The organism is Clostridium drakei, assembly GCF_000633595.2.
GTDB classification, from domain to species: Bacteria; Bacillota; Clostridia; order Clostridiales; family Clostridiaceae; genus Clostridium_AM; species Clostridium_AM drakei.
In genome coordinates this window covers 172,387-187,952 of record NZ_JIBU02000008.1, presented here as the reverse complement: position 1 = coordinate 187,952, position 15,566 = coordinate 172,387, and the positions used below count along the sequence as shown (strand labels likewise).

13 protein-coding genes are annotated in these 15,566 nt (G+C 31.2%); 4 read left to right on the top strand and 9 right to left on the bottom strand.

Annotation, left to right across the window (positions count from 1 at the left end; all coding sequences use genetic code 11):
• The first annotated feature begins 169 nt into the window (after nucleotides 1-169).
• Together EG57_RS0204835 and EG57_RS0204830 are read left to right on the top strand one after the other, a co-directional pair.
• Nucleotides 170-1,030 (top strand): tyrosine-type recombinase/integrase, encoded by an 861-nt coding sequence (locus tag EG57_RS0204835; RefSeq protein ID WP_032076139.1) that lies wholly within the window; start codon nucleotides 170-172, stop codon nucleotides 1,028-1,030.
• An 18-nt stretch (nucleotides 1,031-1,048) separates the two neighbouring features.
• Nucleotides 1,049-1,852: a hypothetical protein gene (locus EG57_RS0204830; RefSeq protein ID WP_052037744.1), complete on the top strand. Its 804-nt coding sequence runs from the start codon at nucleotides 1,049-1,051 to the stop codon at nucleotides 1,850-1,852.
• Nucleotides 1,853-2,223: 371 nt separating this feature from the next.
• Here the strand turns inward: EG57_RS0204830 and EG57_RS0204825 are convergent, their stop codons facing one another.
• Entirely contained in the window at nucleotides 2,224-2,454 is a 231-nt protein-coding gene (locus EG57_RS0204825; RefSeq protein WP_032076138.1) for a hypothetical protein, read from the bottom strand.
• Between EG57_RS0204825 and EG57_RS0204820 the strand changes: the two genes are divergently transcribed.
• Together EG57_RS0204820 and EG57_RS0204815 are read left to right on the top strand one after the other, a co-directional pair.
• Nucleotides 2,444-5,338, top strand: coding sequence for a beta strand repeat-containing protein (locus EG57_RS0204820; protein ID WP_032076137.1), 2,895 nt, complete (start codon nucleotides 2,444-2,446; stop codon nucleotides 5,336-5,338). The genes EG57_RS0204825 and EG57_RS0204820 overlap by 11 nt on opposite strands.
• A 338-nt stretch (nucleotides 5,339-5,676) precedes the next feature.
• Nucleotides 5,677-6,108: a hypothetical protein gene (locus tag EG57_RS0204815; protein ID WP_032076136.1), complete on the top strand. Its 432-nt coding sequence runs from the start codon at nucleotides 5,677-5,679 to the stop codon at nucleotides 6,106-6,108.
• 446 nt (nucleotides 6,109-6,554) lie between these two features.
• On the opposite strand, the gene EG57_RS0204810 is transcribed toward EG57_RS0204815, so the two are convergent.
• The 8 genes from EG57_RS0204810 to EG57_RS0204780 all read right to left on the bottom strand — a co-directional run bounded on the left by EG57_RS0204810 (nucleotide 6,555) and on the right by EG57_RS0204780 (nucleotide 15,450).
• Nucleotides 6,555-6,794: a hypothetical protein gene (locus EG57_RS0204810; protein WP_032076135.1), complete on the bottom strand. Its 240-nt coding sequence runs from the start codon at nucleotides 6,792-6,794 to the stop codon at nucleotides 6,555-6,557.
• A 280-nt stretch (nucleotides 6,795-7,074) separates the two neighbouring features.
• Nucleotides 7,075-7,209 carry a hypothetical protein gene (locus EG57_RS27230; protein WP_278246442.1) on the bottom strand — a complete coding sequence of 45 codons (135 nt, stop codon included), beginning with the start codon at nucleotides 7,207-7,209 and terminating at the stop codon, nucleotides 7,075-7,077.
• Between the two features lie 3 nt (nucleotides 7,210-7,212).
• Nucleotides 7,213-7,818, bottom strand: a complete 606-nt coding sequence (locus EG57_RS0204805) for a hypothetical protein (RefSeq protein ID WP_032076134.1) — start codon at nucleotides 7,816-7,818, stop codon at nucleotides 7,213-7,215.
• 294 nt (nucleotides 7,819-8,112) lie between these two features.
• Nucleotides 8,113-8,475: a hypothetical protein gene (locus EG57_RS0204800; RefSeq protein ID WP_052037743.1), complete on the bottom strand. Its 363-nt coding sequence runs from the start codon at nucleotides 8,473-8,475 to the stop codon at nucleotides 8,113-8,115.
• A gap of 331 nt (nucleotides 8,476-8,806) precedes the next feature.
• On the bottom strand, nucleotides 8,807-12,496 hold the full coding sequence (locus tag EG57_RS0204795; RefSeq protein WP_032076133.1) for an Ig-like domain-containing protein: 3,690 nt from the start codon (nucleotides 12,494-12,496) through the stop codon (nucleotides 8,807-8,809).
• Nucleotides 12,497-12,803: 307 nt separating this feature from the next.
• A complete protein-coding gene (locus EG57_RS0204790; protein WP_032076132.1) occupies nucleotides 12,804-13,661 on the bottom strand; it encodes an Rpn family recombination-promoting nuclease/putative transposase in 858 nt (285 codons plus the stop codon).
• 150 nt (nucleotides 13,662-13,811) lie between these two features.
• On the bottom strand, nucleotides 13,812-14,564 hold the full coding sequence (locus tag EG57_RS0204785; RefSeq protein ID WP_032076131.1) for a hypothetical protein: 753 nt from the start codon (nucleotides 14,562-14,564) through the stop codon (nucleotides 13,812-13,814).
• Nucleotides 14,565-14,583: 19 nt separating this feature from the next.
• A complete protein-coding gene (locus tag EG57_RS0204780; RefSeq protein WP_032076130.1) occupies nucleotides 14,584-15,450 on the bottom strand; it encodes a tyrosine-type recombinase/integrase in 867 nt (288 codons plus the stop codon).
• Between the last annotated feature and the right edge of the window lie 116 nt (nucleotides 15,451-15,566).

Genomic DNA, 15,566 nt, shown 5'->3' with positions numbered 1-15,566 from the left:
ATAAGAATAATATAATTAATTAAGTAAAAAATATTATAAACATATTGTAAATAACATGCATAATACTAATTGGATAATTGACAAAATTATACCATAAAGATATTATATTCATGTGCATATTGTCTAATATTTTACATATTTCTTCATTTTACTACAAAGGAGGTATATCATGCTGTTAAATAATGGAATAAAAAAATTCATTTACCATATTACTATAACAAATAAAAGCAAAGAAACTATAAAATCCTATACTTCAGATTTAACAGCCTTTGAGCATTTTCTAGAATTAAAATATAATTGTGCTGTTTATATAAATGAAGTAAAAAATGTAGATATAGATGACTACCTATACCAGCTAAAATTGAAAAAGCTATCTTCAGCTAGTAGAAGCAGGCAACTTTATACTCTTAGGTCTTTCTGGAATTACTTATATAAAAATAATCTTTGTAATTTAAATATAGCTATGTCTATAGAACCTATAAAAATCCAAAGAAAAGAAAGAACCTTTTTGTCAATGGAAGAAGCACGTACTCTTATAAATGCAATTGAACATCCAATAGTTAAAACTGTTGCACAAACACTTTTTTATACAGGACTTAGAATTAGTGAATGTTTGAATTTAAAAGTGGAAGATGTTGATATTAAAAATAAAATTATACATGTAATAAATGGTAAAGGTTCTAAAAATAGAAATATACCTATTAATATACATTTACTATCCATATTGCAAAGCTATGCAAAAACATATGATTGCTCAACAAAAAATAATTATTTTTTTGCTACAGAAAAATCTGGAAGCTTAAGTGCAGCTTATGTAAACAGAATTTTAAATGATACTGCAAAAAATCTTGGATGGGAAAAACATATAAGTGCTCATATACTTAGACACAGTTTTGCATCCAACTTAATTAAAAATGGAGTTAACCTTGTTTACGTTCAAAAACTTTTAGGGCACTCTAATTTAAAGGTTACATCTATATATACTCATGCCAATTTTGATGATTTAAATAAATGTATAAATGTTTTATAACAACAAGGAGTGAATTTAATGGAATTTTATAATGGAATTACAGAATCTGCTGCAGCTTTAAGTAATTCAGAAAAAAATGAATATGATGATGAATATATACAAAAATGCCTCATGCAAGGTATAACTAGAGAGGATTTAGCAGTTAAACTTAATCACAAAAACTATAGAACCTTAGATATGTACATGAGAAGAAGAGGTTATTTTTGGGATTCTGAAAAACAAATTTACACAAAAAAAATTAATTCTAATACAAATATAGACTATGAATCTCCAAGCTTCAGCAAAACAGAAAAAATAATTTCCCTTTTTAATGCTGGACTTGAACCACTGGAAATAGCTAAAAAATCAGGTATGGCTGATCACAGAGCTATGGCTACCTACATGAAATCAAAGGGCTATGTATGGTCACCTGAAAAGCATAACTATATTCTTTTAAAAGGTAAACTTCCATCTGAAGAACACATTGATTTTAAAGAAACTGTAGAAGACTATAATTTTGATAATCATTCTAGTGAAATTGAAAACGTACTACCTAATGAATTAGATAAATTAGAAACACTGCTTCCTATGCTTGAAATGATAAATAAAAATAAGGAAAAACTAGCAGAGCTTTTATGCACAAACTCTACTCTTCCAAGATATTCTATAGGTGGCATTACCATAACCAAATCATTATGTATGTCTCATTCTCTTTCACAGCTTGTTAAAGAATTCAGCAAAGAAAAAAATATAAGCCAAAGAGAAATATTTGAAATAGCTGTAATAGAATTTCTAAAAAAATATGGCTATGAAAATGAAATTAACGCTTTATTTTTATCATAAGAAAATTTATATATTATTTTACAAAAATGCTATATATCAACTATAGCATTTATTTTTTCGTCAGTTACTTGCTTTTTATAATATTTTATATTTTAATATTTATTATTTATTTATTTTTATAATAAAACAATATTTTTAATTTATTAAATATTTAATAAATATTTATCAATGCAAGAATTACAATTCATTAATATAATATATGATTAATAAATGTTTTAAATATTCAAATGGTATAGTACAAGCTATACTGCCATTTTTAGGATGTAAAAATATGGTTTAAAAAATGGAAATATAAGTGCTATTACCACAACAACAGTAACAGTAACATTACCAACAGGATTTGATGTTACTGCAGCAGGAAATGTAACAAACTATTCAATATCTGTAAACGGAACAGCAGCAGTTAATCCAACAGCTGTAACTGTAGATTCTACAGCTAAAACTGCTAAATTATCAATATCATTAACTGGACAAGAAGGTTCATTAACAGTTAATGGATGCACAGCTTCGAACTTCGATTTCAAGAAACCTGAAATATCAAAAGTTGAAGCACTAAATAATAAAACAGTACTTGTTACATTTAGTGAACCAGTGGCTGACACTGCATTAACAGTAGCAGGAAAATACTCATTATATAACAAAACTAATGGAACAACAAATAACTTTGTTGGAACAAGTGCAGCAACTGACCTAAATGCAGTAGCAGCATTTGCTAATACAGATAAGACTCAAATTAAATTCACAATTTCAGCTGGTGCAAGCGTAGCAGGCTTCCCACAAGGTGGACTTGCAAATGCTGGATATATATTGTATGCAACAGGTGTAGATGATAGAGCAACAGTTGCTAATACCATAGTAGCTGCTTCTCCAATGGAATTTAATGGAACATTGACACCAGATACAGCTGCAGCAAATGTTGTAAGTGCAACTTATAACAGAGGAAATGGACAAATATCTTTAACATTTGACAAAGCTGTTTCAGGAACTCCAGCTGATGATGCAGTTTATGTACAAGTTGGAACAAATAAAGTTCTATTAAAGGCTGCTGATTATGTAGGAATTGGTGGTACAGGAACAATAACAAGAACAATAAGTCCAGCGCAAGCAACTATAGATGCAATCAATGCATTAGGAGATAACCCTCAAATAGTATTAGGAGATGCTGCATTTACAACTTCAGCAGCAGGCACAGTAACACCAGTAGTTACAGCAGTACCAACAGTATCAGCTGTTTCATATGATGATACAACTAACAGAATGACATTTACATTCTCAGAACCAATAAATGTAGCTAAATTTGCAACTGCTTTAGGAGCAAATAAAGTTAAAGTTCAAACTACATCTGGAGATACATGGGCAAACATCAATGGATCTTTAGTAACACCAGTTAATAGTGCCACTGTAACTGTAGTTGTAGACCAAACTACTGCTAGAGCATTAGAAGCTATAACTATAGAACAACCTAAATTAAGAATTACACTTGATGGAACTCAAAATTTAGAAAATGTAACTGATATCGAAACTGCAGCAACTACACCAGTACAATTTGTAGAAAAAGATTACAGTGGAATAGTTACATTAAAGAAGACAGCTCTTTCAATAGTTTCAACCCAATACACAGAAGCTGATCACAAATTAAAAGTTACATTCAACAAAGATGTAAGAGTTGATGCAGATGATAGTACAAAATTATCATTATACGTAAATGATACATTAGCAGGAGTTATAGGAACAGATGCAGCTACACCATTAGCAATTGCTTCTGAAGAAATAACAAATGATGGAAAAACTTTAACTTATACATTAATAAATACTCATGCAAATGGAACTTCTCAAGCTGAATATTCTGAAATAGAAACAGCAGGTGTTAAGGCTGGAACTGATAAAGTTTACTTAACAGTTACAGCAGGAGCAGTTACTGACCAAGGCGGTCTTTCAACATTTGCAGTACCAGTTGCTAATAAAGTACCAGTTACTTATGTTGCGACACCAGCAGCAGCACCAGCTGCTTCAATAAGAACAGCTGATGGTTCAAACTATGTAAAAGTTAAATTTGACCAGGTGGTTGACAAAACTACAGCTGAAACAGTATCTAACTATATTGCATATTTAGTATCTGATTCAACTGTTACATTTAATTTTGATAGTGCTACTTTATTATCAGATCAACAAACAGTATATCTGCACTCAGCTACTCCATTAACATTATCTAATTCATCATATAAGATTGGTATTAAAAACATAGCAGCTAAAGTAGGCGGAGCTGTAATGACAAGCACTTATGCTTATGCAGATTCACAAGCATTAACAACAGGAGTTGCTTTAGCAGCACCAGCATTAACAGATTCAGCAATTACTGCAACAAATACAACTGATCAAAATACAGCATTTATTGATAATGGAGCGGCAGGAATGAATGCTGGAGATACATTTGTAGTTACATTTGATAAACCTGTAGTAGTTAATGGAAATGTGTCAGGAGTTCATGATGTAATATTCACTAACAATAACAACCATGATCTTGGAACAGGTAACATAACAGTAACACCTGGAGATTATGCTAACCAATTGAAAGTTTCACTTGGAACAGGATATACAGCAGCACTTGGGGATAAAATAGGAATTAAAGCTGGACAAACAGCAATTAAATTCTACGATAACACAACTAATGTAGGAACAACTGATGAAAACAAACAAGTATTGACAGCACCAACAGCTGCAACAGCTGCACCAGCTGTTAAATCCGCAGTATATGCAGATGCCAATAATGATGGAAAAGTAAGTGCTGGAGATACTCTTACAGTAGTATTTGATCAAAACTTAGATCCAAATGGAGTAGCTGTAGCTAGTATGACTGCTGGAACAGCTGCAACAGATACATTTGTGTTGCCAGCAGGTACAAGCGTAGGCGATGCTGCAACGTTTGCTTACGCAGGAGCAGATTCAGTAACAATAACTCTTGGTGGAAATGGTATTGACCTTGATGCAACAGCAGCATTATCTTACTTAAGAGGTCTTACTGTAAAAGCGGGAACAAATAATCCAGTTAGAAATACTTGGACAGTAGTAGCAGACGGAAATGGAACAGCTAAAACTGTAACAAGTGCAGATACAACAAGACCTTCAATAACAGGAGCTACTTACAGTACAACTTATGATTATACAAACGGTACAGCAGGAGCTGGAACTGATAAAGTAATAATTGTATCATTTGGTGAAAAAGTAAATGCAGCAGATATGGACGCAGCTGCAATTGCTAACAACTTTGCTTTATCAAGTGGATATAGCTTTGGTACAGCTCCAGTTGCTAAAGTAGTAAATGGTCAAGTTGTTATTAAACTTGATGCTAATGCAGTATTTGATGCTGGAATTACTACAATTAATGTAGTTGCTGGCGATACTACTCAAACAGCAGTAGATGCATCCGGTAACAAGATAAGCAGAAATGCTTCATCTGCATCAGGATATGTAGTAACAGCTCAATAATATAAGGGGAAGGGAAACCTTCCTTCTCTGATTTAAATGAAATCACATCCAAACATCACAAAATAGTCAGATCACACACTGGCTGAAAAATTAAATAATCACATTAAAAATAGAGTACCTATTTATGGTGCTCTTCTATTCTTTTTGAGGAATCTATATTAAAATTATAAATTGAATAATCTAATAAATAATAATGTGATTAAGTTGGATATATAAGAAGCATAATAAAAGATGATAACATAGGTAAAGCTACAACAAGGTAAGCTATTAAATGATAGTATTGCTTTAAAATATACACATATAAATCATAACATAGAAACTATATGGAGGTAATAATTGTGAAAAAAAGAACTAAAACGATATTAGTTTTAATAATATTATTGATTATAGGGATTGGTGCTGGATTGTTTATTAATAATAAAGAATCTTTTAATATAAAAAAATCTAGCAATTATTTTAATATCAGAGTTGGAAGTACATTTAATGATAAAATGAGAATAAAAGAAGAGAAAAACAAATTTAAATTAGGTGATGTAGTCTATTACGATATAGTATCAAAAAAGGATTTTAGTAAAGATAGCACTATTTCCATAGTGGTTAAATCCAAGGATGGTAAAAATAAAATATACTCTAAAGAACTTAAGACATATAATAAGAAGCTAGAATACCCTATACAACCCATAGAAGTTAAAAATGGAGGAGAATACATACTTCAAGCATCCTATGATGGAAATATAGTAGAAGAAAAACCATTTGAAGTAAATAAATAAACTTAATTTAGAGTATCTCTAGGGGTACTTTTTCTTTTTTTGACGTTATCATTTCTACTGCTGTAAGATCTTCTCTTATCCCTTTAACTTCCCCTTCAAGTCTTGTAACAGCATAATTAACTTTATCTATTTATGACTTATGAACTTCACTTGTATGTTCTAAAAATCTAAATATTTGCGTATGTTCATCAAGCTTATTATTAATAGTTTTTAATAAATGTAAAATTTCATTATCCATCTTTTCACCACCTATATTTTTAATATTAACATCAATTTAATCGTATCCTAAGTAAATTTCTAACTTCGCTAAATGGACAATGGAAGAAGGAAGGCTGTACTTTCTTCCTCTCTTTTGCTTACATGTTCTCCCAAGGGTCTGACACCTTTACGAGGAAGTTTTTCCGAGCTTGCTAAAAAAAAAGAGGTTACCCTCCTAAATATATCAACTATTTAATTGATCTTCTTTTTTCAATTAATTCGCCTACACCATTAATTGTTCCTTCAACATGTGCTACTTTATAAATCAAATTATCTATTTCTGCTTTCCTTACATTATTGCTATGTTCTATTGATTTTACTACAGAATATATTTCATCCTGCCTTATTTCCATATTCTCCTGTCTTTTCTCCATGTTGTTTAGTTTTTGTAAAATAAGTTCAAACATCTGTTTCGTTTCTTTATCCATTTTTTCACCACCATTAATTTATAAACACATTTTATCACCAATATAGTGTAACTTCAAGTAGTGGATTATAATTTCGCTAAATAGGAATTTATTCACCCAAAAAAGAATAAAAGAGAATCTCTAAAGATACTCTCAGTTTTGATTTAATTATTTAGTTTTCAGCCAGTGTGTGACCTTGACTATGGTATATGAAAGGCTGTATTTTCCTTCCTCTCCTTTAATTTGTTATTTACATATTTCCCCAAGGGTCTGACCCCTTTGCGAGGAAAGTTTTTCCGAGCTATTCATCATCTGCATTTCTTTCTTCTCCATAGTTATCATCTAATATAGCTGCTATTTCTGATACTACACTTACAACCTCTAGTGGTAGGTAATTAATAGATTCTATTTTCTTTCTATATGCTATCTTAATCATTTACTACACCTCCTCACCAGTTAAGCTGTAGTAGATCATATCACCATAATAGTCAGTGTATCCTTCCTCTCCTTGCTCACAGCCTAGTATTTCCCACCACTCATTGTCCCTCATGTATTGTTTTGCTGCTTCCTGTTTTGAAGTTCCGAATACCCATAGATTAGCTAGGTCTTCTGCATCAAACATATCTGCTACTTGCTCAGTGTCATCTAGCTTACAATCTAGTTCATCTCTAGCTAATTCCTTCATTGTTTCCTCATCTTTATATAAGTAGTACCCTGGAATTTTACAATAGCCTTTTTCAATTAAATCCATATATACTTCTTTAGTATCTTCTGCTTTTATGTCTAGTCCTAAATCATCCAGTATGAATAAATATAGTCTTATAATGTCTATATCCTCTAATTCAGCACATATTTCAGCAGTTGCTTTTGTAGCAGCATAGCTTCTATAGGGATCAAAATTTAGATGATTTTTTTCTAGTATCTCTATGAATTGTTTTACATTGTTTAGCTCATCTTCTGGAATACTGTTGTATCTTTGATAGATGTGTTCTATCTCCTTAGTTATGAATTTACTAATGATTGAAGTGTTCTTTGATGTGTTCATATTATTATATTCCTCCTTGAATTATAATTTTATTATTCAAAGGAATAATATAAGTTTGATTTTAGGCTTGTTACAGGTTAGTTCACTGCATTATTTAGATTATGCAGTGAAAATTTAGGCATGTAATTTGACACGAACTGTTGCTATTAGTAGCATTTTGCTTTCTACCATATCTAGAGAATTTTTATGCAGTGTATTTTCTTATTATTTTGCAGTGAAATAAAAATAAGGATAACAACTTGTGCTATCCATTTCTCTGATTCAAATATAATTTTATTCTAAATATCACAAATACTAATTAGGAATCATTGTTGCATTTACATTCTTACCTTTGTATTGTCCTCTAACTTTCTCCATATATTTACTTACTTTTGAATATTTGTCTTTATCCTGTATTCCTTTTTTAAACTTTAAGTTTAACATTATAGTTTCACCATTATGACTTATGTATGCATATTCTAAATCAGTATCATTTTTTAATATCTCATCTACTATAGATTTATCTGTATTATTTTGCTTTATACCCTTATCCTTCATCATCTTATCTGATGTTTGTACTCTTTTATTAAGACTATATTTCTGATAACCATAGTATCCACCAATAATTACTACTAATGCTAATACTACTGCAGCTGTTATCCTTGTTTGTTTCTTCATCTGCCTCACCTCCTGTACTTTACACATAATTAGATTATATTACTATTGCCTATATCATTCAATTAATTAACTCATATTTTTATATTAATTCAAAAAAGAATAGAAGAGTACCCCTAGAGATACTCTTAGTTTTGATTATTCTGTTTTTCAATCAGTATGTGACCTGATTATTTTTTTGACTTAAAGATATTTTTAGATATGTTAGTACAATTTTATCCGTTCATTTAGATGGGAGAAGGAAGGCTGTACTTTCCTTCCTCTCCTTTAATTTTTGTATTTATAAATTTTCTACGGGTTTGATCCCTTTGTGAAACCTGAAAAGTTAAGTTTGCTACTTTATTTCAGCAGAAGTTAATGTTATTAACTTAAATGAAACTATTTTGTTACTTCCATCTAATTCATATACAGCTACATATTTATTAGTTGTATCATCTACTCCTGTTATATCAGCTCCACTTGTTAATGCACTAGTTCCTGACACTGTATCTCCAACATTTGGTGTTGTAACAGCTGTACTAGAAACCTTATATACTAAAGTATTTGTTCCTGTTGGTGTTGCTGTTATTGCTGTTGATCCAGTAACTGATCCTTGAGTTGCTGTTGCTGTTAATGCTGCTGCTGGTGTTGCTGCTGCTGCTGAAGTTATTTCTACTGGAGTACTAATTACTAATTTACTTCCTACAAGATCACAAATGTTAGCATTATCTGCTAATGATACATTTATTTTTGTACTTGCTGGAATTGCATTAGCTAATGTAAGTACTACATCTTGGTTAGTGTTTGCAAGAACTGCATTCTTTATAATGTATCCTGGTACTACAAAGTCTGAACCATCAGCTTTTAATGTTGCAGGATCTATTGCATGGTTAAGTTTTAATGTTATTTTTGATCCATCAGCTGTATGTCCTGTACCTAATGCTAAAGCAGTTTCTGTTGTAGTAGCTGTTACTGTCTTAGTTATTGAAGAAACTGGATTTTGTGACGCATCATATAATACTTTTCCTGAATTTAATGTAACTGTTATTACATCACCATTCTTAATTTCTTTTCCTGATTGAGTAGTTAATGTAAATGTTGAACCACTTCCAAGTTCTGTGAAGTATGCATCTAAATCACTTCCAGTTAATGTAGTATTTCCTACTTTAACTGTAAAGTATTTTGATAAATCTGCAGGTGCTAAAGCTGTTCCAGTTGTATTTTCGTAAACATCTTTATTAAATTTTAATGTAATTACATCACTTTTATCAGCTAATTTAGCATCTGCTGTAACTGTATCAAGTGTTGGTGCAGTTAAATCTTGTGCTGCTAATCCAGTTTGTGCAGTAGCTGCTACATAGTTACCTGCTTTATCTGCTATCTTATTTGCAACTACATTAAATGATATATCATTGGCTGTTCCTACATTTTTATTCAATACTAATGTAGCTTGTTTTGTTGCTGCATCATATTTTTCTACACTAGCAACTGTTAATCCAGTTACAGTTGAACTTGATACTGCATAACTAGCTGGATTCATAACAGATGTTGTATCTACATCTTTTGTAAATGTTAAGATTACCTTATCATTTGCTGTTCCACCCATATCAAGTATTGTTGCAACATAAGTTGGTGCTACACTGTCTATTGATCCTGTTTTAGCTGCAATAGTTACAAAGTTATCATCTACAGCTGTTGCAGGTGTATCTGCATCACCAGCTACTTTTATTACATTTCCAGCTAAGTCTTTAACATTATTTACTTTTAATGTTAATGTAGATTTTGCTGTTGGTATTACATTGTCAAATGTAATTGTTGCTACTGTAACTCCTGCAGTTACTTTTGAAGTTACTTTTGCATTTGTTAATGCATAAGCTGTTGTTCCATCTTTTACTACATAGTTTGCTATGTTTTCTGCGTCTGATGGATTTACAACTTTAGTATATGTTACCTCGATTGAATTAGCATCCTTATTTGTAAATTCAGCCTTGTTTACTCCAGGTGCTGTTGTATCAGCTGTTCCTAAAGTAAATGCAGCAGTTGAATCATTTGCTATTCTGTTTAATGAAGCATCTTTTACATTATTAACATATATTTTATAGTTATCATTATTTGGTACTGTTAATGCTTCAGCGAATGTTAATACTACAGTTTGATTATCACTCTGTAATTGAACTGCTGTACAAGCAATATATTTATCGTTTTGTTGATCATATACTTTGTAGTTCGCTGCTGTATTAGCACTTGTTGCATCCATTGCTTCATTAAATTTTAATGAGAATTTAGTTGAGGATAATGTTCCAACAGCATTAGGAGTTACAATTTGTGGTGCAATCTCATCTTTTAATGTAACTACTGGTGCTTTAGCATCTGTTGAAGCTATTGCTTTTAATCCGTTTGCTGCATAGTCTATAACATCTCCATCAGCTGTAGTAAATACTATTACTTTGCTTCCTGCATCAAACCATCCTTTTACATTAGCTAACTCAGTTCCCACTTTAACAGTTATAGTGTTATCTTTTACTACAACACTTCCACCACCTGCTTTTAAATCTGCTAATGACTTAGTAACTGTACCATCAGTTATTTTAACATTTGCTTCTGTTGAAACTGTTTCTATTACTGGTTTACTAAAACTTAATACAAGCTCTCCAGTTCTGTTATTAAATGTTGCTGCTCCAGTTGTAGCAAACACAGGTGCTGTTGTATCTTGAGCATATGCAACTTCAACTTTTGATATAGCTTTGTTTGGAGTATCAGATAAATCTTTAACTGCTCCTGCACCTACTACTAATCCAATAGTTTTTCCAGTATTATCGCTTATATTGTCATAAGTAGCTTTTGATAACTGAATTTTTATTGTATCAGTTCCATCAGTACCTGCAACAATAGTATCATTTGCTTTTGATAAAGCTTGAGCAACATCTGCTTGATTATCAAGAGTAATTAAACTTGCATCTACTAATTTAACAGGCTCATTAAATTTAATAGTTAATACTCTTGAAGCTTCATCAAAACTAGTGCCTGTTGCTGTTGCATCAGCAAGTGTTGGTGGCGTTTGTAATGAAACAGCCATTGTTCCACTTACTTCATTTCCATTAGCATCTGCTAATGATTGTCCATCTACTGCCTTCAATTCTACATTAGCACCACTTGCTAAGTTTAATTTAGCTGCTGTAGCATCTGACAATTGAATTGTTAATACATTATCATCTGGTGTAGTATCTATTATTACATCTGATGCAGTTAAAGCTATTCCACCAAATAGCACATTTGCTTGCGCAAAAGTTGAATCTTTTACTGCTGAATCAAATGTTAATTTTAATTGTTTTGTTGATGAATCATATTCAGCTTTAGTCATTGCTGGTGCTGTTTTATCAGTTAATTGATCAGCTGTTGGTGTAACTGTAACTTCTGTTCCTGGATATACTTTATAATTTGCATTATTTTGAATATCCTTAACTGCTGCTCCTGTCTTAACCTTTAACGTGTAAGTTGCAGGAACCATTTTTTGTCCTAAAGTAAGTGTAACTGATTTCTTATCAGCACTTAATGCTGCTAGTACGCCTGTTTGATCAGCAGTGTCTCCAACATTCCCTATCAATTTAGTTTGGTCTGAAATTTTTGTGAATTCATAAGTATTAAATACAGTTGTTGATGGAGCAGCTGAAGCATCCATTTTTTCTGAGAAATGAATTACTATGTGTTGATCATCCCTTATTTCAACATTCTTAATTTCTGGGACTTTAAAATCATAATCATATTCTGAACCAGTTACTACTTTTGTTGCTGGAGCTTGTCCATTAACTTTTAAGTTTCCTTGAGTCTTATCTAATGTTTTTCCGTCTTCAAAAGTTAAAACAAATTTAGTATTTGTTGTATCTCCATCTACTGGTGTTACTGTTTTAACAGCATATTTTGTAGCTGCTGTAGCACCTTCTGGTGTTACTTCTACATCAAACTTGTCTGCTGTTGGAGCAGTTGTTTGAGCTGCTGCTAATGTAACTGTAGCACTTGTAGCAGTAATAGCACTAACTGAACCCAAATTATTCCTATCTTCACCTCCTCAAACCTTAGTCAAATCAATGCTGTTGACAGTTAGGAATTCTATATTTTGTTGAACTATAGATAAACTATTATTAGATACACTAATAATTACAAATCAAATTATTTTTTGTCTACAGTTTTATTGTACTGTAGACAAAAACTTGACTTTTGGACAAAAAAATAACAGCGACTTTAATCACTGTTATTTATCAAGTATTTTTAAATGCTCTTTCTTTTCCTTTGATTTGATATCAACATTCACATCCATCAATTCCTTTAACTCTTACAAAGAATTTAATACTATTTTAATGCATCATTTTCTTTTTTAGATCCATTACTGTATCCACTGAAAGTTCAGTTATGTCAACAATATCTTCTATACTATCTCCTCGTTTTAACATTTTTTCAGCTACTCTCAATGCTTTTTCAGTTGCTCCTTCTTCTCTAGCAGAACTTATCATATTAGCCCTCTCATGTAGTGATCTTTCTCTTGCTTTGTAAAGTTCTAAAGTTTTTGGATCACTGCTTAGATATTCCATTTTTTCTTCTGCTTTTTTAATATCAACATCCATATCCATCAACTCCTTTAACTCTTCTTTACTTATATCTTCTCTAAAGAATGACAGCCATCTTTGAAGCTTATCTTCTTTTAGATTCTTATTTGTTAGCTTTCTAAACTTCTCCATTTCAATGAAATGTATCTCTACTACATCTGTCAGCATATAGTCTTTAACTTCATCTTCCCATAGGTGAAAGGTTGTATGAAATTTATTAGGTATATTAATATATTCAAAGTCTACTATGTTGATTGTAATTACCTTGGTTAGATTTCTGTAATCTTCTCCTTTTTTAATACCTTCTGAATATATTTCTCCCCAGTACCACAAGGTTCTTTTATCCATATTATGCTGGTTTGTTAGTTGTACTTCTATCTCCAATTGTGTACCATCTGCTGTTTTTGCTCTGACATCTATTATACCCGTCTTATCTTCTATAAGTTCTGGTGTTAACTCTTTATTTTCAACTATTTCTAGTGTTACTAGCTTATCTGTATCCTTTTTACTTAATATTGCATTAAGTAGTGCTATTAGATTATACTTTGTTTCTTCTTCTCCAAAGACTTTTTTGAAGACGAAATCATTTAGGGGTTTTAATCTATTCATGTAATCATTCCCTTCTTCTATCTTTATTTTATCAGAAAATTACAATATTATCTATACTATTTACAGTAGTTCTATTATGATGTTTACCTCGTAGCCTTCCTGTACTAAATAGTTTCTGTAGGTTATTATATAGAATCTTTTCAAGTATCATTAAGCATTAAACATTTCCTTTACCCTATAGCTATATCCATATTTATTAAAGAATTCTATTAATGCTACCTCTAATATTTGCCTCTGTGTTATATTTTTTTCATTCGAAAACTCTCTTAATAAAAATTTTAAACTGCTCATCATTTGTGCTGATAGTATAGTTGCAATACCTGGAACTAAATATGTTGGTATTTTATTTGTTTGTAGTTCTGGTGTTAAATTTTCAACTATCTTATCCTTATTATTTTGGAGTACCTTTAAAATTGGTATGAATTGTTTAATATCTGTTTCTTCTGTTACATTTAAAGTTTGCTCTGTTACAAGTTTATCGTGTTTATCCTCTAACTTCCCTGTTTTCATTCCATAATTACCTAATTCATTATTCCAAACATAATTTTTATTTGTCATGTAATTTGCCATTTCAATATGATTTCTAAATCCTGCTTTCTTGGCAATTTCCATTGGATCTTCTATTCCACTATTAAATAAATCTATTACTCTACCTGCTTTTGTACCAATTGTTCTTACTTGATCTAGCCTATCTTCAAAGGTAGCTTTTGTTACTTGCTCTTCGTAGTTTTCAGTCCTTTGATTCCATCTCCAATTCTTTCTTCTCATGTACATATCTAAACTTTTATAGTTTTTATATTCAAGTTCCTCTGCTAACTCTTCTCTTGACTTACCTTCTGTTAGCCCTTTTAGGATTAGTTCTACCTTATCATCATACATTGCTTTCTTTACTGCTTCTCCCATAATAATTTTCCCCCTTCTACTAAATTACATTTACAGCTTGTCTTAATTCATCTTGACTTGTATGTGTGTAAATTGATGTTACTCTAAGATCTGAATGTCCCAGTAGCTTTTGGATTCTAACTATATTAACTTCCTTTTGGACTAATTTTGATGCAAAGCTATGTCTTAGAATATGTGCTGATACTTGCTTGTCCCATTTAAGCTTTTTAACCGCTGCACTTATTTGTCTATTAATATGCTGTGGTGAAATTCTCCCTGATTTCATTGTTGCAAAAAAGTACTCACTATAATTAAACTTTGATCTTTTATTTTGAATGTAGTCCGTTAGAATTTCATTTAGTTTATCACTGATTGGAATATCTCTGTCCTTATTTCCTTTTCCGCCTATTATATGAATCACTTGATTTTCAAAATCTACATCTTTAAGCCTTAAGTTAGTGCATTCTGATATTCTCATGCCTGTATGATATATTGCAGTTACTACTATCCTTACTAACTCATTTTCTATTTTTTCTACTAATACTACTACTTCATTCTCTGTTAGATAAGTTCTTTCTTTTCTCTTTACCTTTATTGGTTCAAGGCTTAGAGCTATATTTCTTTCAACTAACTCCTTCTTGTAACAATAACTATAGAATGATCTTATTATGTGGTAGCTTCTGCTCCTACTTGCTTGTGCTAATCCAGCAGCTAATTGACTGCCTAGGTATTCTTCAAGATTAGTTAGCGTTATATCATCTAAGTATGGAGGATAGTTGAATTTTTTAAGAAAATATGATTCCATCTTTTTAAGTTGGTTACCGTATCCATATGTTGTTTCTGGACTTTTTTCAGTATTTATTAGATGCTCATTATATCCATTAATCGCTGATTTTAGAGGTATCATAGTATCTCTTCCTTTCTTTTTCTATATCAATGTAATAATATATGTCTGAAAAGTACTTAGTTACTGCTTTGTGCCTTATATTATTTATTCCATGCTGTCACCCTATGCTCGATAGG

Excerpts from the sequence above, each read along its gene's own strand:
- EG57_RS0204835 (WP_032076139.1), top strand. The coding sequence starts at position 170 with ATGCTGTTAAATAATGGAATAAAAAAATTCATTTACCATATTACTATA.
- EG57_RS0204830 (WP_052037744.1), top strand. The coding sequence starts at position 1,049 with ATGGAATTTTATAATGGAATTACAGAATCTGCTGCAGCTTTAAGTAAT.
- EG57_RS0204810 (WP_032076135.1), bottom strand. The coding sequence starts at position 6,794 with ATGGATAAAGAAACGAAACAGATGTTTGAACTTATTTTACAAAAACTA.
- EG57_RS27230 (WP_278246442.1), bottom strand. The coding sequence starts at position 7,209 with ATGATTAAGATAGCATATAGAAAGAAAATAGAATCTATTAATTACCTA.
- EG57_RS0204805 (WP_032076134.1), bottom strand. The coding sequence starts at position 7,818 with ATGAACACATCAAAGAACACTTCAATCATTAGTAAATTCATAACTAAG.
- EG57_RS0204800 (WP_052037743.1), bottom strand. The coding sequence starts at position 8,475 with ATGAAGAAACAAACAAGGATAACAGCTGCAGTAGTATTAGCATTAGTA.
- EG57_RS0204790 (WP_032076132.1), bottom strand. The coding sequence starts at position 13,661 with ATGAATAGATTAAAACCCCTAAATGATTTCGTCTTCAAAAAAGTCTTT.
- EG57_RS0204785 (WP_032076131.1), bottom strand. The coding sequence starts at position 14,564 with ATGGGAGAAGCAGTAAAGAAAGCAATGTATGATGATAAGGTAGAACTA.
- EG57_RS0204780 (WP_032076130.1), bottom strand. The coding sequence starts at position 15,450 with ATGATACCTCTAAAATCAGCGATTAATGGATATAATGAGCATCTAATA.